The sequence below is a fragment of the Sphingomonas fuzhouensis genome, from assembly GCF_034659795.1.
GTDB classification, from domain to species: Bacteria; Pseudomonadota; Alphaproteobacteria; order Sphingomonadales; family Sphingomonadaceae; genus Sphingomonas; species Sphingomonas fuzhouensis.
On record NZ_JAXSQY010000001.1, the window covers coordinates 257907 to 284409 of the forward strand.

The 26503-nt window shown below is 66.8% G+C and carries 24 protein-coding genes; 18 read left to right on the forward strand and 6 right to left on the reverse strand.

The window, feature by feature from the left end; genetic code table 11:
• Positions 1-28: 28 nt before the first annotated feature.
• The 3 genes from U1H82_RS01250 (at position 29) to U1H82_RS01260 (ending at position 3483) form a co-directional block, all read left to right on the forward strand.
• A complete protein-coding gene (locus U1H82_RS01250) occupies positions 29-472 on the forward strand; it encodes an Lrp/AsnC family transcriptional regulator (protein WP_058734030.1) in 444 nt (147 codons plus the stop codon).
• Between the two features lie 177 nt (positions 473-649).
• Positions 650-2323 (forward strand): amidohydrolase, encoded by a 1674-nt coding sequence (locus tag U1H82_RS01255; protein ID WP_322963109.1) that lies wholly within the window; start codon positions 650-652, stop codon positions 2321-2323.
• Between the two features lie 77 nt (positions 2324-2400).
• Complete coding sequence (locus U1H82_RS01260) at positions 2401-3483, forward strand: choice-of-anchor A family protein (RefSeq protein ID WP_322963110.1); 1083 nt, start codon at positions 2401-2403, stop codon at positions 3481-3483.
• 82 nt (positions 3484-3565) lie between these two features.
• Here U1H82_RS01260 and ctrA read toward each other — a convergent pair whose 3' ends face one another.
• The 3 genes from ctrA to U1H82_RS01275 all read right to left on the reverse strand — a co-directional run bounded on the left by ctrA (position 3566) and on the right by U1H82_RS01275 (position 6381).
• On the reverse strand, positions 3566-4267 hold the full coding sequence (gene ctrA, locus U1H82_RS01265; RefSeq protein ID WP_322963111.1) for a response regulator transcription factor CtrA: 702 nt from the start codon (positions 4265-4267) through the stop codon (positions 3566-3568).
• A 99-nt stretch (positions 4268-4366) separates the two neighbouring features.
• A complete protein-coding gene (locus tag U1H82_RS01270; protein ID WP_322963112.1) occupies positions 4367-5461 on the reverse strand; it encodes an AI-2E family transporter in 1095 nt (364 codons plus the stop codon).
• A complete protein-coding gene (locus U1H82_RS01275; RefSeq protein ID WP_322963113.1) occupies positions 5458-6381 on the reverse strand; it encodes a LysR family transcriptional regulator in 924 nt (307 codons plus the stop codon). The genes U1H82_RS01270 and U1H82_RS01275 overlap by 4 nt, the downstream gene beginning before the upstream one ends.
• Before the next feature lie 153 nt (positions 6382-6534).
• Here U1H82_RS01275 and U1H82_RS01280 point away from each other — a divergent pair, with 153 nt between their 5' ends.
• Both U1H82_RS01280 and wrbA read left to right on the forward strand, forming a co-directional pair.
• Positions 6535-7269 (forward strand): pirin family protein, encoded by a 735-nt coding sequence (locus U1H82_RS01280; protein ID WP_322963114.1) that lies wholly within the window; start codon positions 6535-6537, stop codon positions 7267-7269.
• A 29-nt stretch (positions 7270-7298) separates the two neighbouring features.
• Positions 7299-7901: an NAD(P)H:quinone oxidoreductase gene (gene wrbA, locus U1H82_RS01285; RefSeq protein WP_042484900.1), complete on the forward strand. Its 603-nt coding sequence runs from the start codon at positions 7299-7301 to the stop codon at positions 7899-7901.
• Between the two features lie 80 nt (positions 7902-7981).
• Here the strand turns inward: wrbA and U1H82_RS01290 are convergent, their stop codons facing one another.
• On the reverse strand, positions 7982-8752 hold the full coding sequence (locus U1H82_RS01290; RefSeq protein WP_322963115.1) for a M15 family metallopeptidase: 771 nt from the start codon (positions 8750-8752) through the stop codon (positions 7982-7984).
• A 49-nt stretch (positions 8753-8801) separates the two neighbouring features.
• Here U1H82_RS01290 and U1H82_RS01295 point away from each other — a divergent pair, with 49 nt between their 5' ends.
• Both U1H82_RS01295 and arfB read left to right on the forward strand, forming a co-directional pair.
• Positions 8802-9446 carry an RluA family pseudouridine synthase gene (locus U1H82_RS01295; RefSeq protein WP_322963116.1) on the forward strand — a complete coding sequence of 215 codons (645 nt, stop codon included), beginning with the start codon at positions 8802-8804 and terminating at the stop codon, positions 9444-9446.
• A gap of 12 nt (positions 9447-9458) precedes the next feature.
• On the forward strand, positions 9459-9884 hold the full coding sequence (arfB, locus tag U1H82_RS01300; RefSeq protein ID WP_322963117.1) for an alternative ribosome rescue aminoacyl-tRNA hydrolase ArfB: 426 nt from the start codon (positions 9459-9461) through the stop codon (positions 9882-9884).
• Between the two features lie 213 nt (positions 9885-10097).
• Here arfB and U1H82_RS01305 read toward each other — a convergent pair whose 3' ends face one another.
• Positions 10098-10475 carry a hypothetical protein gene (locus U1H82_RS01305; protein ID WP_322963118.1) on the reverse strand — a complete coding sequence of 126 codons (378 nt, stop codon included), beginning with the start codon at positions 10473-10475 and terminating at the stop codon, positions 10098-10100.
• Positions 10476-10600: 125 nt separating this feature from the next.
• On the opposite strand from U1H82_RS01305, the gene U1H82_RS01310 reads away from it, so the two are divergent.
• The 7 genes from U1H82_RS01310 (at position 10601) to U1H82_RS01340 (ending at position 19165) form a co-directional block, all read left to right on the forward strand.
• Complete coding sequence (locus U1H82_RS01310; protein WP_322963119.1) at positions 10601-11563, forward strand: ArsR/SmtB family transcription factor; 963 nt, start codon at positions 10601-10603, stop codon at positions 11561-11563.
• Complete coding sequence (gene metF / locus U1H82_RS01315; protein ID WP_322963120.1) at positions 11560-12501, forward strand: methylenetetrahydrofolate reductase; 942 nt, start codon at positions 11560-11562, stop codon at positions 12499-12501. Before U1H82_RS01310 ends, metF begins: the two co-directional genes overlap by 4 nt.
• Positions 12502-12558: 57 nt before the next feature.
• Positions 12559-13605, forward strand: a complete 1047-nt coding sequence (locus U1H82_RS01320; RefSeq protein WP_322963122.1) for a homocysteine S-methyltransferase family protein — start codon at positions 12559-12561, stop codon at positions 13603-13605.
• A gap of 143 nt (positions 13606-13748) precedes the next feature.
• On the forward strand, positions 13749-16367 hold the full coding sequence (metH, locus tag U1H82_RS01325) for a methionine synthase (protein ID WP_322963123.1): 2619 nt from the start codon (positions 13749-13751) through the stop codon (positions 16365-16367).
• A gap of 179 nt (positions 16368-16546) precedes the next feature.
• Positions 16547-17761 (forward strand): EAL domain-containing protein, encoded by a 1215-nt coding sequence (locus U1H82_RS01330; protein ID WP_322963124.1) that lies wholly within the window; start codon positions 16547-16549, stop codon positions 17759-17761.
• A gap of 73 nt (positions 17762-17834) precedes the next feature.
• Positions 17835-18554: a guanitoxin biosynthesis heme-dependent pre-guanitoxin N-hydroxylase GntA gene (gene gntA / locus U1H82_RS01335; RefSeq protein WP_322963125.1), complete on the forward strand. Its 720-nt coding sequence runs from the start codon at positions 17835-17837 to the stop codon at positions 18552-18554.
• The gene (locus tag U1H82_RS01340; protein ID WP_322963126.1) at positions 18551-19165 is read left to right on the forward strand and encodes a DUF1989 domain-containing protein; all 615 of its coding nucleotides are present in this window, start codon (positions 18551-18553) and stop codon (positions 19163-19165) included. Before gntA ends, U1H82_RS01340 begins: the two co-directional genes overlap by 4 nt.
• A gap of 97 nt (positions 19166-19262) precedes the next feature.
• On the opposite strand, the gene U1H82_RS01345 is transcribed toward U1H82_RS01340, so the two are convergent.
• Complete coding sequence (locus U1H82_RS01345) at positions 19263-20954, reverse strand: alkaline phosphatase family protein (RefSeq protein WP_322963127.1); 1692 nt, start codon at positions 20952-20954, stop codon at positions 19263-19265.
• Between the two features lie 67 nt (positions 20955-21021).
• Between U1H82_RS01345 and U1H82_RS01350 the strand changes: the two genes are divergently transcribed.
• The 4 genes from U1H82_RS01350 (at position 21022) to U1H82_RS01365 (ending at position 26460) form a co-directional block, all read left to right on the forward strand.
• Positions 21022-23043 carry a protein-disulfide reductase DsbD family protein gene (locus tag U1H82_RS01350; RefSeq protein ID WP_322963128.1) on the forward strand — a complete coding sequence of 674 codons (2022 nt, stop codon included), beginning with the start codon at positions 21022-21024 and terminating at the stop codon, positions 23041-23043.
• Between the two features lie 209 nt (positions 23044-23252).
• Positions 23253-24746 (forward strand): circularly permuted type 2 ATP-grasp protein, encoded by a 1494-nt coding sequence (locus tag U1H82_RS01355; protein ID WP_322963129.1) that lies wholly within the window; start codon positions 23253-23255, stop codon positions 24744-24746.
• On the forward strand, positions 24746-25681 hold the full coding sequence (locus U1H82_RS01360; protein ID WP_322963130.1) for an alpha-E domain-containing protein: 936 nt from the start codon (positions 24746-24748) through the stop codon (positions 25679-25681). Before U1H82_RS01355 ends, U1H82_RS01360 begins: the two co-directional genes overlap by 1 nt.
• The gene (locus U1H82_RS01365; protein ID WP_322963131.1) at positions 25681-26460 is read left to right on the forward strand and encodes a transglutaminase family protein; all 780 of its coding nucleotides are present in this window, start codon (positions 25681-25683) and stop codon (positions 26458-26460) included. Before U1H82_RS01360 ends, U1H82_RS01365 begins: the two co-directional genes overlap by 1 nt.
• The last annotated feature ends 43 nt before the right edge of the window (positions 26461-26503 follow it).

Here is a 26503-nt window from a genome sequence, read left to right on the forward strand (position 1 = left end):
GCGTGGATCGGCGGTATATCGGGATGAAATGTCCGACGCGATCGACCGCCGCATCCTGGCCCAGTTGGCCCGCGATTCCGACCTGACCAGCGCCGCGCTGGGCGAAAAGGTCGGCCTGTCGGCCAGCGCCGCGCATCGCCGCGTAGCGCAATTGCGCGAAAGCGGGGTCATCACCGGCTATCGCGCGATCCTGAGCCATGAAGCGCGCGGGCGGCCCTCGACCGTGATGGTCAACGTCACGCTGAAGGACCAGCGGCAGGACACGATGGCCGCGTTCGAGCGCGAAATCCTGCGCTGTCCCGAGATCGTCGAATGTTTCCTGATGAGCGGCGAGGCGGACTATATGATCCAGGTCGAGGTGCGCCGCGACGACAGTTACGAGCGCATCCACCGCGAGACGCTGGCGCGGTTGCCGGGGGTGACGCGGCTGGCCTCGCACTTCGTGATTCGCGAGGTGGTGCGGCGGTCGTGATGCAATAATTCCTCCCCTGCAAGGGGAGGTGGCAGGCCGAAGGCCTGACGGAGGGGTGTCGCCCTCTCGATAGCGGGACACCCCTCCGACGCGCTGCGCGCGCCACCTCCCCTTGCAGGGGAGGAATGATGATGCCTGGTGCTTCCCACCCTTCCATTCTCCCGATAGGGAACGGCCATGGTAAAGCAGGCTTTCTCCTCTCGCATCCTCCGCACCGCGCTCGCCACGCTGGCGATCGTGCTGACCCCCGCCGCGGCGTTCGCCGATGCGCTGATCGATAACGTCACCGGCCTGACGCTGGACAAGGATGGCAAGGTCATCCGCTTTACCGGTCTGCTGCTGACCCCGGACGGCAAGGTCGTGAAGCTGCTGGGCGCGAAGGACAAGCGGCCCGAAAAGCTCGACTGGCGCGCGGACATGAAGGGGCGGGTGCTGCTGCCCGGCTTCGTCGATTCCCATGGCCATGTCATGGGGTTGGGTTTCCGCAAGATCGAACTCGATCTGGCTGGCACCAAATCGCTGGACGAAGCGCGCAGCCGGATCATGGCCTATGTCGCGGCCAACCCGGAGCGGAAATGGATTCTGGGCGGCGGCTGGAACCAGGAAAGCTGGGCGCTGGGCCGCTTCCCGACCGCCGCCGATCTGGACGCCGCCGTCTCCGACCGCCCGGTCGTGATGGAGCGGGCGGATGGCCATGCGCTCTGGGCGAACGGCGCGGCGATGAAGGCGGCCGGGATCACGGCCAAGACGGTATCCCCCGCAGGCGGCCGGATCGAGAAAGTCGGCGGACAGCCCTCCGGCGTGTTCGTCGATGCCGCGATGGCGCTGATCCAGAAGGCGATCCCGCAGCCGCTCGCCAAGGACCGCAACGCCGCGTTCCTGAAGGCGCAGAACGAGTTGTTGGCGCATGGCATCACCGCGACCACCGACATGGGCACGACGCTGGACGACTGGATGACCTATCGCCGGATGGGCGACCTGGGAAATCTGCGCGTGCGGATCATGAGCTATGGTGGCGGCGTCGACGATAGCGTGCGGATCGGCGGCACCGGGCCGACGCCGTGGCTGTACAACGACAAGCTGCGGCTGGTGGGTGTGAAGCTGTACGGCGACGGCGCACTGGGATCGCGCGGGGCGTGGTTGAAACAGCCCTATGCCGATGCGCCCGGCCAGTCCGGCCTGGGCTTCATGTCGGACGACGTGATCCGCAACCTGATGAGCCGTGCGGCGATGGACAAATATCAGGTCGCGGTTCACGCGATCGGCGACAAGGCCAATGCCCAGGTGCTGGGCGCGATCGAGGAACTGGCCGAGACCTATAAGGGCGATCGGCGCTGGCGGATCGAGCATGCGCAGATCGTCGATCCGGTCGACCTGCCGCGTTTCGGCAAGCACGGCATCATCGCCTCGATGCAGCCGGTCCATGAAACCAGCGACCGCCAGATGGCCGAGGCGCGGCTGGGCCCCGCGCGGCTGGCGGGGGCCTATGCGTGGAATTCGATGCTGAAGAACGGCGCGACCCTGGTGTTCGGTTCGGACTATCCGGTCGAGAGCCCTGACCCCTTTGCAGGCTGGGCGGCGGCGATCACCCGGCAGGGCCCCGACGGCCAGCCCTATGGCGGTTGGCAGCCGCAGGAGATTGTCGGGCGTGAGGCGGCGTGGCGCGCCTTCACGATGGACGGCGCCTATGCCGGGTTCGCCGAGACTGTGTTCGGTCGGCTGGGGCAGGGGCAGCAGGCGGACTTCATCATCGTCGACCGCAACCCCCTCGACATCAACCCCAGCGAATTGCGCGGCACCAAGGTCGAGGAAACCTGGATCGGCGGGCAGAAGGTGTGGGAGCGCCGCTGAAGACGCTACCCGAAACGGGACAGGCGTTAATCAGCAAGCTAATGATTTGGCAGGATTTTCTGCCTATCGCGGGTGTCATGAAACATCGCCTTCTCTTCGCCGGGCTGGTTGCGGCCGCCATTCCGTCGCTCGCCGCCGCGTCGCCGGTGGTCGGGATCGACGCGCTGAAGGAATGGAACCTCATCGTGCTGGGCGACCTGACCTCCAGTTCGGAGGTCGAGGGGCGGACCTTCGTCGGCGGCAACCTCAGTGGCAATGCGTCCAATTATCAGATTCGCAACCTAACCACCTCAAGCTATGCGGTGCCCGGCCTGACGGTGGTCGGCGACGTGCTGGGCGGCGCGAAGAATCTGAACAACGGTTCGGGTGCGCTGGTCGGGGGTAATGTCGCAAGCGGGTTCAACCTGAACGGCGGCGTCCAGACGGTGAAGGTGGGGGGACTGCTGTCCAACACCAACATCAACCAGAATATCGTCCATTCGGGCCTGGGCCTGAGCGATCCGGGCTTCGTCACCGGGCTGGCCCAGCAGAAGACGTTGCTGACCAGCAGCATGATCGACCTGTCGAACAGCTATGCCGGGTTGGCGGCGACCGCGCAGGTGGCGATCAGCGGCAACCGCGCGACCTTCAATGCGGTGGCGGGGACCAATGGCGTCGGCGTGTTCAACCTGACCGCCGCCGACCTGTCCCGCTTTGGCGAGATCGCGTTCAACACGGGCGGCGCGGATACGGTGATCGTCAATGTCCGCGGCACCGCGATCCGGCTGGACGACAATTTCCTGAACACTGCGTCGGGGCTGGGCGAGCATGTCATCTGGAACTTCCCCGACGCGACCAGCCTGGAACTGACGACCGCCTGGAAGGGATCGGTGCTCGCCCCCGAGGCGGCGGCGGTGACCGGTAATTATATCGAGGGCTCGGCCGTGTTCGGCAGCCTGATCCAGAATGGCGAGTTCCACCTGGGCACCTATATCGGGACCTATTCGCCGACCGCGCCCAATCCGCCGAGCAGCTCGGGCGGCACGGGAAGCAGCGGCGGATCGCCCACATCCATACCCGAGCCTGCAAGCATGGCGTTGATGGCGGCGGGTCTGGCGTTGCTGACGATGGCGATACGTCGGCGGGGCCAGGAACGCCGCTTCGTCCTTGCTGCAAGCTGAAAGGCGCTTGCCCGGCCCAGCCCAAAGAAAAAGGCCGGTCCGCCCCCGCGAACCGGCCTTTTCGCTATCCTGAGACCGAGGATCAGGCGACTTCGGCCTGCTCCGCCTCGTCGGGCTCGCGCAGCACATAGCCGCGGCCCCAGACCGTCTCGATATAATTCTCACCGTCGCAGGCCAGGCTCAGCTTCTTGCGCAGCTTGCAGATGAAGACGTCGATGATCTTCAGTTCCGGCTCGTCCATCCCGCCATACAGGTGGTTGAGGAACATTTCCTTGGTCAGCGTCGTGCCCTTGCGGAGCGAGAGCAGCTCAAGCATCGCATATTCCTTGCCGGTCAGGTGGACGCGGGCATTGTCCACCTCCACCGTCTTGGCGTCGAGATTGACCGCCAGCTTGCCGGTGCGGATGATCGACTGCGAATGGCCCTTGGACCGGCGGACGACTGCATGGATGCGCGCGATCAGCTCTTCGCGGTGGAAGGGCTTGGTAACGTAATCGTCGGCGCCGAAGCCGAAGCTGCGCACCTTGGAATCCATCTCGTTGATACCCGACAGGATCAGCACCGGGGTCGAGACGCGGGCGACGCGCAGGCGCTTCAGCACGTCGTAACCGTGCATGTCGGGCAGGTTCAGGTCGAGCAGGATGATGTCGTAATCATACAGCTTGCCCAGATCGAGGCCTTCTTCGCCCAGGTCGGTCGTGTAGACGTTGAAACCTTCGCTGCCGAGCATCAGCTCGATCGCTTTGGCCGTCGTCGGTTCATCCTCGATCAGCAATACGCGCATCGACAGTCCCCATTTGCGAGTGATCGCCCCCGTGCCCCGGCGATCGGACGCTTCAATCATTAACCAAGGTGGGTGTGAACGTAAAAGGTTAATTCGTCCCTAACCCGGATTAACTTCCTCTTCTTTCACGCGGGCGCCGGGACCCAACAGCGTCTGATGTCGCACTGCGGGAATATTTTCTCCCAGAACTTCACGCAAATACAGGCTGCGGATCAGGGTGAAGACCACGATCAACAGGGCAGCCGAAAAGAACAGGCCGAACAGGCCGAAAATGGTGCCGATCCCGACGATCGCGAACAGGGTGACGGCGGGCGGGATGGCGACCACCCGGCTGGTGACGAAGGGCGTGATGGCGTTGGTCTGGATCAGGCGCACCACCGCAAAGGTCACGAGCGTCCCGATGATCGCCCCGTTCCCGCCCTGCGCCGCCAGCCCGAGGGCCGGCAGCATCGCGGCGATCGGTCCGACATAGGGGACGAACTCGCTCAGGCCCGTCAACAGGCCCAGCGCGGCGGCCGACGGCACCCCCGCGATCGCCAGGCCGACGCCGACCAGCACGCCCATCGTCGTCATCTGGATCAGCTGCGCCCGCAGCCACAACCGCAGGGTCGATCCCGTATCGAACAGCGCGTCCTCCATGGCGGGGCGCATCGAGGGTGGGATCAGGAGCAGGAAACCGCGCTCGTATATCTTCGGATCGGCGGCGAAGAACAGCGCACCGACCAGCAGCAACAGGCAGTTGAGCACGAACTCCCCCGCGCCCGACACGATGCCGCCGATATCCTGCGCCACGCGGCTGCCCGCATAGGCGGCGCGCACCGCGTCGACGACCTTGTCCCCGACCGGCGATTGCGAGGCCCAGGCGGCCAGCTGGTCGATCAGGATCGGCAGCTGGGTGACCAGCGTGTTCAATTGCTGGCGAAAGGCGACGCCGAACAGCCACGCCAGGAACCCCAGCACCGCCAGCACCGTCGCGACCGACAGGGTCAGTGATCGCTTCGGCCCGATTGGCAGGTGATCGGCGTAAAGATCGGCGATCGCATGGATCACGATCGCCCCCAGGATCGATCCGAAGGCCAGGATCAACAGGTCGCCCGCGCGGAACAGCGCGGCGGTGATGCCCAGGATCAACAGGGTCAGGACGATCCGGCGGATGAACCGCGCATCGCTCTCGTCGGGACGTAGCCGGTTCATCGCATCGCCTCCGTCGCTTGCGCGGTCAGGCAGGGGTCGCGCACCCGGTCAGCCAGCCAGGCGATCAGCGCCTCGACCCGTGCGGGGCGCAAGGGGCTGGGCGGGGTGAGCAGGTGCAGCCCGATCGGCGGCGGCGTCCAGTCCTCCAGGATCGCGACCACCCGGCCGGAGGCGAGATGCGGCCCGATGATGAAGCCGGGCAGCCGCGCGATGCCGATCCCGGCGGCGACGGCGGGGACCAGCGCATCGCCGCTATTGGCGGTCAGCGGCCCCTGCGGTCGCACCGACACCTCGGCGCCGTTCGGGTGGCGGAAGCGCCAGGGGCCGGTGACGTTGGAATAGCTGAGCAGCCGGTGCTCACCCAGTTCGTTGGGATGGCGGGGCGTGCCATGCTCGGCCAGATAGGCGGGCGAGGCGATGATATGCGTCGAAATCCCGCACAGCCGCCGCGCACGCAGCGAACTGTCGGGCAGGTCGGCGATACGCAAAGCGATGTCATAACCCTCCGCGACGATATCGACCCGCGCGTCCGACAGGCTGAGTTCGATCTCGATTCCCGGATGCGCCGCCAGGAAGTCGGCGATGACGGGGGCGATATTGGCCACCCCGAACGACATGGGCGCGGCCAGCCGGATGCGACCGGCGGGTGCACTGGCGGCGTCGCGCGCGGCTTCCTCGGCGGCGCGGGCTTCAGCCAGGATGCGTGCGGCATGCTCGGCCAGCGGCTTGCCCGCCTCGGTCAGCGCCAGGCGGCGCGAGGTGCGGTGGAACAGCGACTGGTTGAGCTGCGCCTCCAACCGGGTGATCGCCTTGGACACGGTGGCCTTGGACAGGCCGATCGCATCGGCGGCGGCGCTGAACGAGCGATGCTCGACCACGGCGGCGAAGATGGCCCAGGCTTCCAGATCCGGCAGACGCATCGATACCCCTTATGGCCCCGCGTTATGGCCCAGCGCGACGCCATGGCGGCCCGGCTTCGCGCTACAATGAACGTGGAAACGATCGGTTTCCAGCGTTTCCGTTTACGCGACCATAATCGACCTTATCTTGTGGGCAACCAAGGGAGAAATTCCATGACTGCCATTACCGCTGGCGCCGACATCGATCGGGGCATCGACCGCCGCAGCTTCGAAAGCCTGGGCCATGCGAACCATGGCTGGCTGGACGCGCGGCACCATTTCTCGTTCGCCAATTATTATGACCCGGCCCGCATGGGCTGGGGTGCGATCCGGGTATGGAATGACGACGTCATCGCCCCCAATGCAGGCTTTCCGCCGCATCCCCATGCCGACATGGAGATCATCACCTATGTCCGCACCGGCGCGATCACGCACCAAGACTCGATGGGCAATGTCGGCCGCACCGCGGCGGGCGACGTTCAGGTGATGAGCGCGGGCTCGGGCGTGCGCCACGCCGAGTATAATCTCGAAGCCGAACCGACGACGCTGTTCCAGATCTGGATCGAGCCGCGCAGCCGGGGCGGCCAGCCGAGCTGGGGCGCCAAGCCGTTCCCCAAGGGCGAGCGCTCGGGCAAGTTCGTGACGCTGGCCAGCGGCTTCGACGAGGATGGTGACACACTTCGCATTCGTGCCGATGCCCGCGTGCTGGGCGCTACCTTACGCGCCGGGGAAAGCCTGACCCATGCGCTGGGCGAGGGGCGTCATGCCTATCTGGTCCCGGCCACGGGACGGATCGAAATCGACGGTGTGCCGTTCGCGGCTCGCGACGGTGCGGCGCTGACAGGTGGCCGGACCGTGACGATCACGGCGATCGAGGATGCCGAGATCGTTCTGGTCGATTCCGAATAATTTGCGTTTTCTGGAAGGGAGTATCTGACATGGCCAAGGTTCTGGTCCTTTATTATTCGTCCTATGGTCACATCGAGAAGATGGCCGACGCCATCGCCGAGGGTGCGCGCGCCGGTGGTGCCGAGGTGGATATCCGCCGCGTCGCCGAAACCGCGCCCCCGGAAGTGGTCGCCGCCGCGCACTTCAAGACCGACACCGCGCACCCCGAGATCGAGGGCCCCGACGCGCTGATGAACTATGACGCGATCATCGTCGGCACCCCGACGCGCTATGGCCGCATGGCCAGCCAGATGGCGGCCTTCTGGGACACGACCGGCGGCGTGTGGATGAAGGGCGGTCTGGTCGGCAAGGTCGGCGGCGCCTTCACCTCGACCGCCAGCCAGCATGGCGGGCAGGAAACAACGCTGTTCTCGGTCCTGACCAACCTGATCCACCACGGCATGACCATCGTCGGGCTGGATTACGGCTTCCAGGGCCAGATGGGCGTGAAGGAAGTCCATGGCGGCACGCCCTACGGCGCCTCGACCCTGGCCGATGGCGACGGCAGCCGCCAGCCGAGCCAGGTCGATCTGGACGGTGCCCGCTATCAGGGCAAGCGCATCGCCGAAACGGCCGCCAAGCTGTTCGGATGATGTGACGCGACGGGGGTGCCGATGGGTGCCCCCGTTTCGCCGATCCATGCCTCCCGCGATAGCAGGGGCAGCAAAAACATTTAGCGCCGCTTGCCCTTCTTGACCGGCGCAGGCGGCTGAACCACCGGCACCGGCGGCTGGGCCGTCACCACGACCTTCAACGGATCACGTATCCCCGGATCGGCGGGAAACTGCGCCCGCGCCTTGGCGAAGATCGCCCGTGCCTGTGCTGCGCCCGGTTCGGAAGGACTGGTGCCGACCCAGCGCCAGTGCCAGGGCTCCCACTTCACCCGCTGCTTGTTGCCCGCGGGAAAACTCATCTCGAACCCGAAGCGCGGGGCATTGGCGATCAGCCAGCGTGCGGCGGGCGAGGCGGCCATGCACGCCTCGGCATCCGGGCAACCATGTGCCGGGCGCACCGCGAAGTCGATCGCATAGCCCGTCGCATGCTCGCTATGCCCCGCAGGCGCGACCGAGATGGCGCGCTCGGCGGCGGACACGCTGTGGTCGCGGCAGAAGATGTTGCGTTGGCGCGCGACCTCGCGGTGGCAGGATAACCCGCGCAAGGTGCCGCCGACCGCAGGATCGGCCTTTGCGGCGGCCAGCAGCCGCTGCAGATCGGCGATCATCGCGCGGTGCACCCGGCAATAGGGCTTCAGTTCGAACCCGGCCGGGGCCGGAACGATGTCACCGGGCGGCGCGTCGCCATAGGGGAAATGCCCGGCGACCCGGCCATCGGGGCCGGGCGGGGGCAGTGCCCCGTCGCAGGTCTGCGCCTGCGCGACGACGGGCATCGCGATGAGCGACAGCAGCCCCAAAAGGCGGCAGAAAGCGGCAAGAGCGGTGGGCATGACGCGCGCGCCTCTGGCATGTCGGCGCTGGCGGTGGCAAGGGAGCGCGATGCACGGAGATCGCGTTCTATTCATCGACGGCGAAGCGCTGGTGATCGACAAACCGGCGGGCTTGCCCGTCGATCGGCCCCGCGACGGGTCGATCAGTCTTGAAAACCATCTGGAATCGCTGAAATTCGGGTTCAAGCGCTGGCCGCATGCGGTGCACCGGCTGGACCGCGACACCAGCGGCTGTCTGCTCCTGTCGCGCAATCCCAAGGCGCATGCCCGGTTGCAGCAGGCGTTCGAGACCGGGCTGGTCGAGAAGCGCTATCTGGCGGTGCTGGCGGGAATCGTCGAGGGCGAGGGGATGATCGACCTGCCGCTGGCCAAGGTGTCGACTCGCGAAACGGGCTGGCGGATGGTTGCTGATCCGGCGGGCAAGGCGGCGCGGACCGGCTGGCGGGCGCTGCGTCATGCCGACGGGCGGACATTGGTCGAGTTTCGTCCCGAAACCGGGCGGACCCACCAGATTCGCGTCCACGCCGCCACCGGCCTGGGGGCGGCGGTCGTCGGCGATCAAGTCTATGGTGCGGGCGAGGCGGGCGGTATGCTGCTCCACGCCGCCAGCCTGACGGTGCCGCGCGGGGAAACCAAGGACCCGATCATTGCCGAGGCGCCGATCCCCGACCGCTTCGGCGCGTTCCGCGATTAGGGCGGACCGGCGATGGCGCTGATCCCCGTCACCCGCGCCATCGCGATCGACGAGCGCGAAATCGCCGAGAGCTTCACCCGCGCCTCGGGGCCGGGCGGGCAGCATGTCAACACGACCGACAGCGCGGTCCTGCTGCGCTTCGATGTGGGAGGCTCGCCGAGTTTGCCCGAAGCGGTGAAGCTGCGCCTCGTCGTGCTGGCGGGGCAGCGGTTGAGCAAGGACGGCGTCCTGACCCTGCGCGCCGATGCCAGCCGATCGCAGGAAATGAACCGGCGCGAGGTGCGCGAGCGGCTGATCGACCTGATCCGCGAGGCGACGATCGTGCCGAAGAAGCGGCGACCCACGAAACCGACGCGGGCCTCGCAGACCCGGCGGGTGGATGCCAAGAAGGGCCGCGCCCAGGTCAAGGCGGGGCGGGGGAAGGTCCGGATCGACTGAACGCGCTGGGGCGTGACCTATTCCTCCCCAAGCTCGCTTGGGGAGGGGGACCGCTCGCGTGAGCGAGTGGTGGAGGGGCATTCGCGCAGCAGCCACCGACGACACCCCTCCGTCAGGCCTTCGGCCTGCCACCTCCCCTTGCAGGGGAGGAATGAAAAACGGGCCGACGAAACCTCGCCGACCCGCTTCCACAATCCGAAAGGGAAAAGCCCTTTAGCGGCGGACATCCTCGCCTGCGCGGACCAGCGCGTTGCCGGTCGCCTCGCGGGCCTTGGCCGTGCCGTTTTCGATCTTGTCGCCGGCACGGTCCAGACTGCGATCGATATCGTCGCCCGCCCGATCGGCATGGGCAGCGGCGCGATCACCGGCGCGGTCCAGCTTGTCGCCGGCGCGGTCCATGGCGTTCTCGGCCGAGTTCAGCGCCTTGGCCGTCGCCGCCTCGACATCGTCGGAGGCGTTCTGCGTCGTCGCCTTGACGTCCGAGCCGATCGCGTCGGCGGCCTCCTTGGTCTGCTGCTGGCTGTTTTCGCTGCATGCGGCCAGCGACATGGCGGCGGCACCGGTCAGGGCGAGGATCAGGGCCTTCTTCATGGCAAACACTCCCGTTTCAAACATATGATCGGCGTGCCAACGCAGATTATCCGTTTCGGGTCCGTGTCGGCCGAAATCTGTTCGCTGCGTTGACCGCATATAAAGATATCTTTATATCGTGATCCATGGCGAATGCGCTCGAAATCTTTCGCGCTCTGGGCGATCCGACGCGGCTGCGCATATTGGCGCTGCTCCGCTCGATGGAACTGTCCGTCGGCGAACTGGCGCAGGTGCTGGGCCAGAGCCAGCCGCGCGTCAGCCGCCATGTGAAGATCCTGGTCGACGCCGAACTGGCCGAGCGGCGCAAGGAAGGCAGTTGGGTCTTCGTCGCGCTGGGCGACCGGGAGGCGGTGGAGCCGGTGATGGCGGCGCTCGACCGCTGGACGGCGGAGACGCCCGACCCCTGGGTGGTGGCCGATGTCGCGCGCCTCGCGGCGGTGCGCGCCGACCGGGCGGCAAGTGCGGCGGCCTGGTTCGAGGATCATGCGGGCGAGTGGGACGCGATCCGCTCGCTCCATGTCGCGGACAGTGAGATCGAGGAGGCGATGGCGGGCCTGATCGGCGAGGGCGATCTGGGCGCGCTGATCGATATCGGCACCGGCACCGGGCGGATGCTGGAATTGTTTGGCGAGCGGGCGGAGAGCGCGCTGGGCATCGACCGTTCGTCGGAAATGCTGCGGCTGGCGCGCGCCAAGCTGCATGGCCGCGCCAACACCGAATTGCGGCAGGCGGACCTGTACGCGCTGCCCATGGGCGACGGTGCGGCGGACATCGCGATCCTGCACCATGTCCTCCACTTCGCACAGCAGCCGGGGGCGGCAATCGCCGAGGCGGCGCGGGTGCTGGGGCCGGGCGGGCGCTTGCTGATCGCCGACTTCGCCCCGCATGATCGCGAGGAATTGCGGCAAAAGGCGGCGCATAGCCGTCTGGGCTTTGCCGATGAACAGATGGCGAGCTGGTTCGGCCCCGCCGGGCTGACGCTGGCCGAGACAAGGACGCTGGAGGGCGGCGAGCTGACCGTCAAACTCTGGCTGGGTGTGAAGAAGGGGCTGCGGCCCGTCGAGACGAATAGGGTGAGGGCGGCATGACGAACACGATTCTGACGCAGGCAGAGGCCGCGCTGGCGCATGACGAACCGCTGTTCGCCGATGTCGGCGGCGACATCGCGGTCAGCTTCGAATTCTTCCCGCCCAAGACGGAGAAGATGGACGCGCAGCTCTGGGATGCGATCCGTACGCTGGAGCCGCTTGGCCCCCGCTTCGTCTCGGTGACCTATGGGGCTGGCGGCTCGACCCGCGAGCGGACCCACGCCACCGTCGCGCGTATCCAGCGCGAGACGACGATGGACGCCGCCGCGCACCTGACCTGCGTCGAGGCGACCCGCGAGGAGATCGATCAGGTTGCGCAGGAATATTGGGCGGCGGGCGTGCGGCATATCGTGGCGCTGCGCGGCGATCCGCCCGCCGAGGGTGCGCGCTTCGTCAGCCATCCGGGCGGATACGAGAATGCCGCCGATCTGGTCGCGGGCCTCAAGAAGCTGCACCCGTTCGAGATTTCGGTCGCGGCCTATCCCGAATGCCATCCGGACTCGGCCGACAGCCAAGCGGACATCGATAACCTCAAGCGTAAGATCGACGCGGGCGCGACCCGCGCCATCACGCAGTTCTTCTTCTCGCCCGAAGCCTATTTCCGTTTCCGCGATGCCGCCGCAGCGGCCGGGATCACGGCGGAGATCGTGCCGGGCATCCTGCCGGTGTCGAACGTCGCGCAGACCCGCAAGTTCGCCGCCATGTGCGGTGCGCGCATCCCCGACTGGATGGACCGGCTGTTCGAGGGGCTGGACGACCATCCCGCCGCGCGCCAGCTGGTCGCCGCGACCATCTCGGCCGAGATGTGCCGCCGGTTGTACGCGGGCGGGGTGAAGGGGTTCCACTTCTACACCCTCAACCGCGCCGAACTCGCCTATGCGATCAGCCATTTGCTGGGTGTGCGCGGCAAAAAGGCCGAGGCGGTAGCGGCGGCGTAACCTCTGCGCCCTAGACGAATGCCAATAGGCTCCTCACGCGAGGGGCAGGAGTAGATCATGACGACCCGCGACACGTTCCTCGCCGAAGCCGCCAAGCGCATCCTCATCACCGACGGCGCGTTCGGCACCGAGATCCAGAACTGGAAGCTGGACGAGGCGGCCTATGCGGGGACACTGGGCCTGTCCCACGACCAGAAGGGCAATAACGACATCCTGGCGCTCACCAAGCCCGAGGTGCCCGAGTCCATCCACCGCGCCTATTTCGAGGCGGGGGCGGACATCGCCGAGACCAACACCTTCTCCGCCAACCGGATCAGCCAGGCCGATTACGGGGCCGAGCATCTGGTCCGCGAAATCAATATCGAGAGCGCGAAGCTTGCCCGGCGTCTGGCGGACGAATATCAGGCGAAGGATGGCCGCCCCCGCTTTGTGGCAGGTGCGATCGGGCCGACCAACAAGACGCTGTCGCTGAGCCCGGACGTCAATGATCCGGGTTACCGCGAGATCGACTTCGATTTCCTGAAGGACGTGTACCGCGAGCAGATCGACGCGCTGGTCGAGGGCGGCGCGGACTTCATCCTGATCGAGACGGTGTTCGATACGCTGAACGCCAAGGCCGGGATCATGGCGACGATCGAGGCGGGCGAGGCGCTGGGCCGCGAGATTCCGATCATGCTGTCGATGACGCTGACCGACCTGTCGGGGCGCAACCTGTCGGGCCATACGGTCGAGGCCTTCTGGCATGCGGTGCGCCATGCCAAGCCGCTGACCATCGGGCTGAACTGCTCGTTCGGCGCGGAACAGCTGCGCCCGCATGTGAAGACGCTCTCCGAGATTTGCGACACGCTCATCATGATCTACCCCAATGCCGGGTTGCCCAACGAACTGGGCGCCTATGACGAGGCGCCGGTGACGACCGCTGGCCTCGTCGGCGAATGGGCGGTCGAGGGACAGGTCAATGTGCTGGGCGGCTGCTGTGGCTCGACGCCCGCCCATATCAAGGCGATTGCCGACAAGGTTCGCGGCATGAAGCCCCGCGCCATCCCGACCCCGCCGGTCGTCACCCGCCTCGCGGGGCTGGAGCCGTTCACGATGGCGGCCTGACCTAATAGCCCTCTCCCCACCGGGGAGAGGGTTGGGTGAGGGGAAGGTGTCTCGCAGAGACCGGCCTCTCGACAGCGTGACACCCCTCCGTCAGGGCTGCGCCCTGCCACCTCCCCTTGCAGGGGAGGAATAGAGATCGAGATATGACCCAGACCGCATCCTCCACCAATTTCGTCAATGTCGGCGAGCGGACCAACGTCACCGGATCGGCGGCGTTCAAGAAGATGATCCTGGCGGGCGATTACACCCGCGCGGTGGAGGTGGCGCGTAGCCAGGTCGAGAATGGCGCGCAGGTGGTCGACGTCAACATGGACGAAGGGCTGCTCGACGCCGAATACGCCATGACCACTTTCCTCAAGCTGATCGCCGCCGAGCCGGACATTGCGCGCGTGCCGATCATGATCGACAGCTCGAAATGGAGCGTGATCGAGGCGGGGCTGAAATGCGTGTCCGGCAAGCCGATCGTCAATTCGATCAGCATGAAGGAAGGCGAGGAGGCGTTCCTGCATTATGCCCGCCGCTGCATGGCGTACGGCGCGGCGGTGGTCGTCATGGCGTTCGATGAGGTCGGGCAGGCGGATACCAAGGAGCGCAAGGTCGAGATCTGTTCGCGCGCCTACGACCTGTTGATGGGCATCGGCTTTCCCCCTGAGGACATCATCTTCGACCCCAATGTCTTCGCGGTCGCGACCGGCATCGAAGAGCATAACAATTACGGCGTCGACTTCATCGAGGCGTGCCGCGAGATCAAGGCGCGCTGTCCGCACGTCCATATCTCGGGCGGCCTGTCGAACCTGTCGTTCAGCTTCCGCGGCAACGAGCCGGTGCGCCGCGCCATGCACTCGGTCTTCCTCTACCACGCCATTCCGGCGGGCATGGACATGGCGATCGTCAATGCGGGCCAGCTCGACGTGTACGACACGATCGACCCCGAATTGCGCCAGGCGTGCGAGGACGTGGTCCTCAACCGCGACCCGGAAGCGGGCGAGCGGCTGGTGGCGCTGGCCGAGCGCTATCGCGGCACCGATGCGGTGGCCGAGAAGCAGGCCGCCGAATGGCGCAGCCTGCCCGTCACCAAGCGGCTGGAATATGCGCTGGTCAAGGGCATCGACGCGCATGTCGTCGATGATACCGAGGAATGCCGCCAGCAATTCGCCCGCCCCATCGAGGTGATCGAAGGTCCGCTGATGGACGGCATGAACGTCGTCGGCGACCTGTTCGGCTCCGGCAAGATGTTCCTGCCGCAGGTGGTCAAATCCGCCCGCGTCATGAAGAAGGCGGTCGCGCACCTGCTTCCCTTCATCGAAGCGGCCAAGGAGCCGGGCGCCAAGGGCAAGGGCAAGATCGTGCTGGCGACCGTGAAGGGCGACGTGCACGATATCGGCAAGAACATCGTCGGCGTCGTGCTTCAGTGCAACGGCTTCGAGGTGGTCGACCTGGGCGTCATGGTCCCCTGGTCGAAGATCATCGCGGCGGCGAACGAGAATGACGCCGATATGATCGGTCTGTCGGGCCTCATCACGCCTTCGCTGGACGAGATGGTGACGGTGGGCGAGGAGATGCAGCGGGCGGGCATGACCATGCCGCTGCTGATCGGTGGTGCGACGACCTCCAAGGTCCACACCGCGCTGCGCATCGCGCCTGCTTATTCGGGGCCGGTGGTGCATGTCCTCGATGCCAGCCGCGCGGTCGGCGTGGCGACGACGCTCGTCTCCGATACCCAGCGCGACCCTTATGTCGCGCAGGTCGCGGCCGATTACGAAGCGGTCCGCAAGGCGCGCGAGGGCAAGGGCGCCAATGCGCTCCTGCCGCTGGAGGAGGCGCGCGCGCGCGGCTTCGTCGCCGACATGGCGCTGAAGGCGGGTGAGCCGAAGCAGCCGGGCGTGCATGTCTATCAGGACTGGGACCTGTCCGATCTGCGCGACTATATCGACTGGACGCCATTCTTTCGTGCCTGGGAACTGGCGGGTAATTTCCCGGCGATCCTGACCGACGAAGTCGTGGGCGAGAGCGCCAGCGGGCTCTATGCCGATGCGCAGGCCATGCTCGACACGATGATCGCCGAGAAGTGGCTGACCGCCAAGGGCGTCGCTGCGCTCTGGCCCTGCCGCCGGGACGGCGACGATGTGATCCTCACTCCCTCTCCCCTGCGGGGTGAGGGGCGGGGTGAGGTCCGCATCCCCTTCCTGCGTCAACAGATCGCCAAGCGCGAAGGCCGCGCCAATATGTGCCTGGCCGACTTCATCGATCCGGCGGGCGACTGGATCGGCGGTTTCGCGGTCGGCATCCACGGCATCGACGCGCATATCGCGCGGTTCCGTAGCCAGCATGACGATTATAACGACATTCTGCTGAAGGCGCTGGCCGATCGTCTGGCGGAAGCCTTTGCCGAGCGGCTGCACGCGCATGTCCGCACCGACCTGTGGGGCTATTCGGCGGGCGAGCAGCTGACCAACGACGCGCTGATCCGCGAGCAATATCGCGGCATTCGCCCGGCACCCGGCTATCCGGCCTGCCCGGAGCACAGCATCAAGCGGACGCTGTTCGATTTGCTGGGGGCCGAAGAGGCGGTCGGGCTGGAGCTGACCGACAGCTTCGCGATGCTGCCGACCGCGGCGGTCAGCGGCTTTTACTTCGGCCATGCCCAGGCGGAGTATTTCGGCGTCGCGCGGATCGGCGAGGATCAGGTCGTGGACTACGCCGCCCGGCGCGGTGTCGACGTTGCCCAGGCGACGCGGTGGCTTCGCCCTAATCTGGATTGATGATGATGTATAAGATGATGATCGGTTTGTGTCGTAAGTTCTTATAAAATCTATAAATCGTGGTTAATGATCGCCATGGTGTCTTGCAAGGGTAAGACGATCCGCTAACCCTTTGCGCCAGATTGGGAGCATCGCCAGGCGCATGAAAGCCGTTGCGATGCGCTCGCTGACGGAGGGGCATGGTATCGGTGCCGATCGAGCCATTTGAGATCGAGATCAGCAATCTCGAACTGATCGCGGCATGTTGGGGGCCGGACGTGGCGGATCATGTCGCGCGCCGGATCGCGGTCCGGCTGCGCGAGAACGGGCTACGGATCGAACAGGATACGACCCAGCGGCGGTTTCGTATCGCCTCCGACGCGCATCATGATCGTCCGGTCCCGTGGGAACGCCTGTCCGACCTGTCCTGTCGCCTGACCGCCGAGCCGATTTCGATCGCGCCGATCACCGGCGAGGCGGGCGCGGCGGTCCATGCCGTCATGACCTGGCAGAATGACGCGCCGCTGCGCTATCGCGGACCGCGCGACGTGCGCCGCGATCATGGCGATGGCTGGTTCGCGCTTTACCGGAGCGACATGCAACAGGTCGCCCAGGCTTTTCGCTGTGCGGGTGAGGGGCGGATGACCGCCCACTGGCAACCGGTCCGTCATTATGCCGAGCCGTCGCGAATCCTCTATCATGAAGGGCTGGCCCGCTTCGACGATCCCGGCGCGGCGCTGTCGCCCGCGACGATCTTTACCGCGCTGGAGAGGATAGGGACGGCGACCACCTTCGACTGGCTGATGGTGCGTCATGTGCTGGCCGAATTGCGCGCGCATCCGGAGGCGGTGCTGGCGGTCAACATCTCGGCCAATTCGGCGCATCTGAACGGCTGGTGGCGCGGCGTGCTGGCTGATTTGGTCGACCAGCCCGCTCTCGCCGCACGGCTGGTGGTGGAGATCACCGAGACCGAGCCGATCGTGCATATCGATGATGCGGTGGCCTTTGCGCAGGCGCTTCGGGCCACCGGCGCGACGCTGGCGCTCGATGATTTCGGGGCGGGCTTCACCTCGATCCGCGAGTTGATGGACCTAGTCCCGGCACTGGTGAAGATCGACGGCCTGTTCCTTCGGCGTGCGACCCGTGAGGAAGCGCCCTGTCACAGCCTGCCGCATCTGATCGGCCTGATCCGCGAATTGGGCGGGACGGTGATCGTCGAGGGGGTCGAGAGCCAGGCCATGGCCGACCTCGCCTTTGTCAGCGGCGCGGTCTGGCAGCAGGGCTATCACCATGGCCGCCCGGCGGCCGCCCGCAGCGACGGCGACCAGAGGGAATCCCTGTCACGGGTGATGTCCGGCAAGGCCCGAACATGGTCCACCGAAGCCGCCAACTTGATCCCTATCAATATGCCTTAGAAACGATCGCCAATCATTTGGTATTACGGCATCTTTCGGAACGTCCTTCGGCTTCGCGGCGTTGGGGCATCCCATGTCAGACACTGCAAGCAGTTTATTTCCCGCCCATGACCCCAGCGAGCCGGAATCGGCCGCGCTGCTGCGCGAACATATTGCGGCGGCGGACTTTCCGTGCGTCGGGGCCAAGGCGGCGATGGCGCGGGGGACGCTGGAAATCCTGGGTGCCCGCGATATTGCCAGCGCCTGGGACGATCTGCGCATTCACGACACGCTGCGCCGCTTCGCCGAACGCTATCGCGCCGAGCCGCAGCTGTTCCGCAGCCTGGCGGTGGTGTTCGCCGGGCCCGACGAACTCGACGAGGCGTCGTTCGAGCGCGCGGTGTGGTCGCGCATCCAGTCGCTGTCCGACAAGGATGTCTGGCTGGGGCAGGATTGGGATACGCGCGTCAGCGCCGACCCTGAAGATCCGCATTTCTCGCTGTCCTTCGGCGGCGAGGCGTTCTTCGTGGTCGGCCTCCACCCCAATGCCAGCCGCCCCGCACGACGCTTTCCGCGCCCGGCGATGATCTTCAACCTGCACGACCAGTTCGAGACGCTGCGCGCGCAGGGCAAATATGAGACGATGCGCGAAAAGATCATGATGCGCGACGAGGCGCTGGCGGGCTCGCGCAACCCGATGCTCGCGCGGCATGGCGAGATGAGCGAGGCGCGCCAATATAGCGGCCGCGTGGTCGAGGAGGGCTGGCGCTGCCCCTTCCACTATGCGGGCGCGCCGGGAGAGGCCAAGCCGTGACCAGCCGGACCGTGGAAATTCCGCCGCGGAGCGGGGACGCCTTTCGCATGGCCAAGGGCGACAGCCTGACCGTGATCGATCCGCGCGGGCGGCAGGTGGCGGACCTGCTCGCCTTCAATGCCGAGGATATGGACGAGGTCATCTCGTCGGGCCGGACGCTGGATTATGCCGAGACGATCCGGCTGACCAAGGGGCATAAGCTCTATTCCAACCGGTCGCGGGTGATGCTGGAGATCGTCGAGGATACGGTCGGCATGCACGATTTCCTGCTGACGCCGTGCTCGGTCGATACGTTCGACCATTTCTATCCCGACCTGCCACGTCACCGGGGCTGCTTCGGCAATCTGGCGGCGGCGCTGGAGCCCTATGGCGTGGTGCCGGACCGGATTCCGGTGGCGTTCAACTGCTTCATGAACGTGCCGGTCGATGGGGCCACCGGCAAGCTGGAGGTGCTGCCGCCGCTGAGCGGGCCGGGGGACCATATCCGCTTCGTGGCGCATATGGACCTGGTGATCGGGCTGACGGCATGTTCGGCGCCCGCCTCGAACGGGGGGAGTTTCAAACCGATCGAGTATCTGGTGGAACACACCCAGGAAATTCCTCCCCTGTAAGGGGAGGTGGCAGTCCGTAGGATTGACGGAGGGGTGTACCCATCGGCGGGGACACCCCTCCACCACCGCTTCGCGGCGGTCCCCCTGGAATAGCGGATTACCGCTTGCACGTATCCGCCGCACCTGGGTCGAGGTCCAGGCAACGCCCGTCCACGCCCGGCATCGGCAGGCCGATCGTCGCCGCCAGCGTCGGCGCGATGTCGACGGTTTCCACGGACAGCGGCTGTTCGAACCCCGCCATGCCCTTGCGCCAGAACAGGATCGGTACGCGCCGGTCATAATCCCAGGGCGAGCCATGGGTCTCGACATAGCCGGGGATCGGTTCTTCGATGGTCGTCACGCGCGGCTTGAGCAGGATCAGCAGATCGCCCGAGCGCGTCGGATCATAGGAGGACCGCGCCCTTTCCTTCAGCGTCCAGGTTTCCGGCGGCGTGGTCGGCCAGGGGGGCGCGGCGATTTCGTCGCGGGTCAGCGCGGCGGCGACCTGTGGCAGGGCTTCGTAACGGCGCTTGGCCTCGGCCAGCACCTTGGCGCGGGTCGCGGCGGGCAGGTTGCGGTTGATATAGATGTCACCCTCCGCGCTCATCAGGAGCGGCGGATCGTTGGGCAGGCCCAGCGCCTTGGCGATGGCAGCCGACATCGCCTTGGTCTTGGCCTCGGGCGCGACATGGCTTTCCATCGGCATGGCGCGTTGCTGCTGCCGCTCGGTCATGTCGTGCGCGCCGTGGTCGGCGGTCAGCATCACCTCATAATCCACACCGGTCGCATCCAGCACGTCGAAAAAGCCCGCCAGCGAGCGGTCGAGCTCGGCCATCTGGATGCACATCTCGGTGCCCTGGGTGCCCAGCGCATGGCCGATATAGTCGGTCGCCGACAGGCCGACCGACAGGATGTCGGTCTGCGGGCCCTGGCCCAGCTTCATGTCCTGGACGAAGCCCGCCGCCATCGCCAGCACTGCCGCATCCGACGCGGGTGAGACGCGGAACGCCTTCAGGTCGCCCGCCGCGCGCTGGAACCGGCCGGTGCCGATCGTCTGGCCGCCGACCGTGATCGGCCGGTCGAGCGGCTTGCAGTAACCGGGCAGGGGCAGGGCCGCCTGCGGCTTGGCGATCAGATCGGCGACCGCCTTGCGGGTGCGCTCCACAACCGGGGGTACGGCGCGTCCGGCATAGGAGACATAGGTCTTGCCGTCCCACCACCAGATCTCGTCCATCTTGTGCCCGCCCATCATCACGGCGGCGCGATCCTTGCCTGCAACCGAGACGGTACGGACGCGGATGTCGGCATTCTTCATCCGCTCGCCCAGGGTCGGCACCTTCAGATGCTTGTCCGAGACGATGTAATTATTGTGGTCCATGCCCGCGACGCTTTCGTCCTCCGAGCAATAGACGATCTTGTCGGGGCGGTTGACCGACTGGTCGACCCAGTTGTTGGCGATGATTCCGGTATGGGCGGGGCGATAGCCGGTCAGGATGGTCGAGTGGCCGGGGCAGGTTTCGGTCGCGGCATGGCTCTGATAGCCTGAGGGGAAGACCGCGCCGGTCAGCAGCCGCGCCATGCCGCCGGTAAAGTGGTTGCGATATTGCTGGAATAGGTCGGCCGAGAACTGATCGACCGAGATGGCGACGATCAGCTTGGGCGGCTTGGTCGGAAAGGGGGGCAGCGGCGTCGCAGGGGTGGCGGCGACGGGCGTGGGCGCGCCGCCCGGCTCGGGGCTGGCCGTCTGGGCGAGCGCCGGTGTCGTGAACAGGGCGGCGGAGGCCAGAAGCGCGGCAGTCAGGGAGTTCATGGGCAACCTTGATGCAAAGCGGGGACAGGGGCGCTATGGAACGCGAAAGCGGGTGAGGGCAAGGTCGATGCGCGGTTGGTTTTACATCCTGATGACGGCTCTGTTCATGCTGGTGGCGGCAAGCCCCGGCATGGCCGAAAGCGCGCCTGCGCCAGGCGCGATCCATCTGCCGATGCGTCTGGTCGCCGAGAGCGCAACCCCGGCGGCGGGAAGCCATACTACGCTCGCCATCGTCGCGACGCCGGAAAAGGGCTGGCACGGCTATTGGAAGAATGGCGGCGATGCGGGCCTGCCGACCGAGGCGCATTGGACGCTGCCCAAGGGCGTGACGGCTGGTGAATTGCGTTATCCGGTGCCGGGGCGGCTGAAGATCGCCGGGCTGATGAACTATGTCTATGAGCGGCCCTTCACGCTGCTCGTCGACCTGTCCGTGCCCGCCGGGCTGGCCAAGGGGACGCCGCTGCCGATCAGCGTCAAGCTCGATTACCTCGTTTGCACCGACACGATCTGCGTGCCGGAAAGCCAGACGCTGTCGACCAGGCTGACGGTCGGGGACGGCGTGGTGGACCCCGCCACCCGTGCGGCGTTCGACCGCTGGCGCGCCGCTCTGCCCCGCCCGCTGGGCGGCGACGGGGTGATCGAGACGCAAGGAAAGGGCGTGCGGATCGCAGTGCCGCTGCCCGCCTCGGTCGCGGTCAAGGACGTGTATTTCTTCCCCGAGCGCAGCGGCGTGATCGACCATGCCGCCGCGCAACTCCTGACGCGCAAGGGCGACCAGTTGATCCTCGCCATCCCCGCCGCCGCCGTGCCCACACCGGGCCCGGTGTCGGGGGTGTTGTCGATCGGTGAAGGCAGGGGCCTGTCCTTCGCCGCCAAGCCGGGTGCGATTGCCGAGGCGAGCGGCGGGACGGACAACGGGGTCGGCGCGGTGGCGCTGGCGTTTCTGGGCGCGGTGCTGGGCGGTTTGCTGCTCAACATCATGCCCTGCGTCTTCCCGATCCTGAGCCTGAAGGCCTTGAGCCTCGCCAGGGGCGGCGGAGACGAGCGGCATGCGCGGATCGAGGCGCTGGCCTATACGGCGGGCGTGGTGCTGGTCTGTGTGGCGCTGGGCGTGATCCTGCTGGCGCTGCGGGCGGGCGGGCAGAGTGCTGGCTGGGCCTTCCAGCTTCAGGACCCGCGCGTGATCGGCATATTGCTGCTGCTGGTTGCAGGCATCGCCTTCAATCTGGCGGGGCTGTTCGAACTGCCGACGCCCGCTTTTGCCGGGGGATCGGGCGCGATGGGGTCGTTCGCGACCGGCGCGCTGGCGGCGTTCGTCGCCACGCCCTGTTCGGGGCCGTTCATGGCGGGCGCGCTGGGGGCCGCGCTGGTCCTGCCTGCCGCCGCCGCGCTGGCGGTGTTCGCAGGGCTGGGGATCGGCATCGCCCTGCCGTTCCTGGCGATCGGCTTCGTGCCCGCGCTGCGGCGGCGTTTGCCCAAGCCGGGCATGTGGATGGTGCGGCTGCGCCATATCCTGTCAGTGCCGATGTTCCTGACCGCGCTCGCGCTGGCGTGGATTTTGGGGCAGGAGGCGGGGGTGACCGGCATGACGCTGGGCCTTGCCGCCGCGCTGCTGGCCTCGCTGGGTTTCTGGTGGACGGGTCTGCGCCAGCATGGCGGCAAGGGGCGGGCGGGCTGGCCCGCGATCCTGGCGCTAGTGCTGGCGGTCGCGATCGTCGTCACGGTCAAGCCCGCTGCCGCAGTGGCCAAGACGACGGCCGACACGGCCTTTACCGAGGCCAAGCTGGACAGTCTGCGCAAGCAGAACCGCCCGGTCTTCGCCTATTTCACCGCCGACTGGTGCCTCAGTTGCAAGGTCAACGAAGCCGCGGCGATCGAGCGTTCGTCGGTGCGGGACGCGTTCGATCGCAACAAGGTGGCGGTGCTGGTCGGCGACTGGACCGATGGCGATCCGGTATTGGGACGCTTTATCGAGCGGCATAACCGGGCGGGCGTGCCGTTGTACCTCTATTACGCGCCGGGTGCGAAGGAGCCGCAGGTCCTGCCGCAGGTGCTGACCCCGTCGATGCTGGAGAAGCTGGGGGCGTAACTATCTCAAATTCCTTCCCTGCAAGGGGAGGGGGACCATCCGTAGGATGGTGGAGGGGTGTCCCGCTATCGAGAAGGGCGACACCCCTCCGTCGCGCTACGCGCGCCACCTCCCCTTGCAGGGGAGGAATTGATGGAAGACCCCCCTTGCGCACCCCCATCATGCGGTGCAGCATGGAACCCTGACACTGGGGGGAGCGTAACGACCGGATGGGGACTATCGCCGCGTTCGACGAAATCATGGGGGCTTCCGGCGCTGCGACGCCACGCCCCGAACTATCCGCCCTGCAACGCTGGCTCGATCTTACCCCCGATAGCGAACTCCGCCGCCGCCAGCAGGCGGCCGAGGCGACCTTCCGGCAGCTCGGCATCACCTTCGCCGTCTATGGCGAGAGCGATGCGGCCGAGCGGATCATCCCCTTCGACATCGTGCCGCGCGTGTTCCTGCCCGACGAATGGGCGCGCCTGTCCGAAGGGCTGGTCCAGCGGGTCGAGGCGATCAACGCCTTTCTCGACGACATTTATGGTGAGCGGAAGATCCTGCGCGACGGCATCCTGCCGCCCGACCTGATCTTCGGCAATCCGCAGTTCCGCCCCGAAATCGCCGGGATGCGTCCGCCGCACGGGGTCTGGGCGCATATCTGCGGCATCGATCTGGTCCGCACCGGGCCGGACGACTTCTTCGTGCTGGAGGACAATGCCCGCACGCCGTCGGGCGTCAGCTATATGCTGGAGAACAGGGAGGCGATGCTGCGCCTCTGCCCTGAGCTGTTCCGCCAGTTTCGGGTGGCGGCGGTCGACAGCTATCCCGATCGGCTGCTCGCCACGATGAAGTCGGTCGCGCCACACGGGGTGGCCGAGCCGACCTGCGTCGTCCTGACGCCGGGCCATTTCAACTCCGCCTATTACGAGCACAGCTTCCTGGCCGACTCGATGGGCGTAGAGTTGGTCGAGGCGGCCGATCTGGTGGTCGACGACGACATCGTCTGGATGCGGACCATTGCCGGGCGGGTGAAGGTCGACGTCATCTATCGCCGGGTCGATGACGATTTCCTCGATCCTTTGGTCTTCCGCCCCGATTCGATGCTGGGCGTGCCCGGCCTGATCGCGGCCTATGCGGCGGGTAATGTCGCCATTCTCAACGCGCCGGGCAACGGCATCGCCGACGACAAGGCGATATACAGCTATATGCCCGACATCGTCCGCTATTATTCGGGCGCCGAGCCCAAGCTGAAGAATGTCGAGACGTGGCGGTGTCGCGAACCGGAAGCCCTGTCCTATGTCCTCGATCACTTGAGCGAACTGGTGGTCAAGCTGGTCGACGGTTCGGGCGGATACGGCATGCTGGTCGGTCCGACCGCCAGCGCGCGCCAGATCGAGGAATTCCGCGCCGCCCTGATCGCCGAGCCGCATCGCTATATCGCGCAGCCGACGCTGGCGCTGTCGACCGTGCCGACGCTGGTCGAAAGCGGGGTTGCGCCGCGCCATGTCGATTTCCGTCCTTTCGTCCTCACCGGCCGCAATGGCGTGGAGGTGACGCCGGGCGGCCTGACCCGCGTGGCGCTGCGCGAAGGCTCGCTGGTCGTCAATTCCAGCCAGGGCGGTGGCACCAAGGACAGCTTCGTCCTGCTGCCCGCCGAACGCGACAGCTGGGTTCAGGTCCAGGGCCAGCAATCGCAAATCCAGACGCAGGGGGCGCACTGATGCTCTCGCGGACCGCATCCTCGCTCTACTGGCTGGGGCGTTATTTCGAGCGGGCGGACTTCATCGCCCGGCTGGTCGAGGCGACCGTCCGGCTCGACGTGCTGTCGCCGCGTTCGGCGGGGTTGGCGGCCTGGGGATCGGCGCTGGCCGTCACCGACACGGCCAGCGCCTTTGCCGAGGGCGGGCGCGAGATGCGACGGCGCGAGGTCGCCCGCTTCCTGACGGTCGAGAGCTGCCATCCCGGCTCGATCGTCCGCTGTGTCGATATGGCCCGCACCAACGCCCGCGCAGTCCGCACCGCGCTGACCCGCGAGGCGTGGAGCGCGATCAACCGCGCCTGGCTGCATTTCGAGGCCAAGCCCGCCGCCGACGACCCGACCGCCGTGCTCGGCCTGGTCGAGGCGGTGAAGAACGAGACGCGCGGGTTCGAGGGCGCGGTCCACCGGATGCTGCGCAACCAGACGACCTGGTTCATCCGGCTGGGCCAGGCGGTCGAGCGTGCGGATAACACGGCGCGGCTGCTCGACGTGAAATACCATATCCTGCTGCCGGCGGGCGAGCGGATCGGCGGCGTCGTCGACCGCGACCAGTGGACGACGATCCTTCAGACCGTGTCTGCCGTCACCGCCTATCGCTGGCTCTATTCCGACGGGCTGAAGCCCGCCAACGTCATCGACCTGCTGATCGCGCGCGCCGAATTGCCGCGCAGTCTGGCGGCGTCGGTCGAGGAAACGGTGGACGTGCTGGGGCAACTCGCCCGGCGGACGGGACAGCATGGGGAGGCGGATCGTATGGCAAGGGTGCGCGCCAATCGGATGACGAAGACGCGGTCGGGGGACGTGATCGCGGGCGGGCTTCACCAATATCTCGAAGCCTTTATCCAGGAGAATGCCCTGCTGCACGGCGCGATCGGCCGTCAGTTCAAGTTCGCCTGATGCGGATCGCGATCGAGCACCAGATCGTCGCCCGCCCCCATCCGGGGCGACCGACGATGGTCCAGATGCTGCGGCTGACCCCGGAGAATTTCGACGACCAGACGGTCGCGCATTGGCGGATCGACGTGGATTGCGACGCGCGGCTGCGGCACGGACAGGACGGGTTCGGCAATGCCGTCACCATGCTCTATATCCAGGATGCCCCGGCGACGGTGACGATCACCGCGACCGGCGAAGTGCTGACCAGCGATGCGCATGGCATGGTGCGCGGCACCACCGAGACGCTGCCGCCCGCCCTGTTCCTGCGCGCGACCCCGGCGACCCCCGCCGATGCCGCCATCGCGCGCTTTGCCGGGGCGGCGACCCAGGGGACGGACGGCCCGCTGGCGGCGCTCCACGCGCTGAACGCGGCGCTTCACCGGCGCTTTGCCAGCGACGCGCGAAGCCCGGCCGCGGACGCGGCAGCGGCCTTCGCGGCGGAGTCGGTAGGCGCGTGCGACCTGGCGCATATCTTCTGCGTGGCGGCACGATCGCTCGGCGTGCCCGCTCGGTTCGTCTCGGGCTTTGTGTCATGGAACGACGCAGCGGGGGCCACCGCGCATTGCTGGGCGGAAGCCTATGTCGAGGGTCTGGGCTGGATCGGCTTCGATCCCAGTATCGGCCTCAGCCCGCAGGACCGCCACGTCCGGGTCGCGGTCGCGCTGGACGCCGCCGGGGCGACGACGGTGTCGGGCGAGGCATGGCGCGCGGCGGTTTCGGAGGACGGTGAGGCGCAATAGGGCCGGTACGAGTGACGTCCTTCTTTCCTCCCCTGCAAGGGGA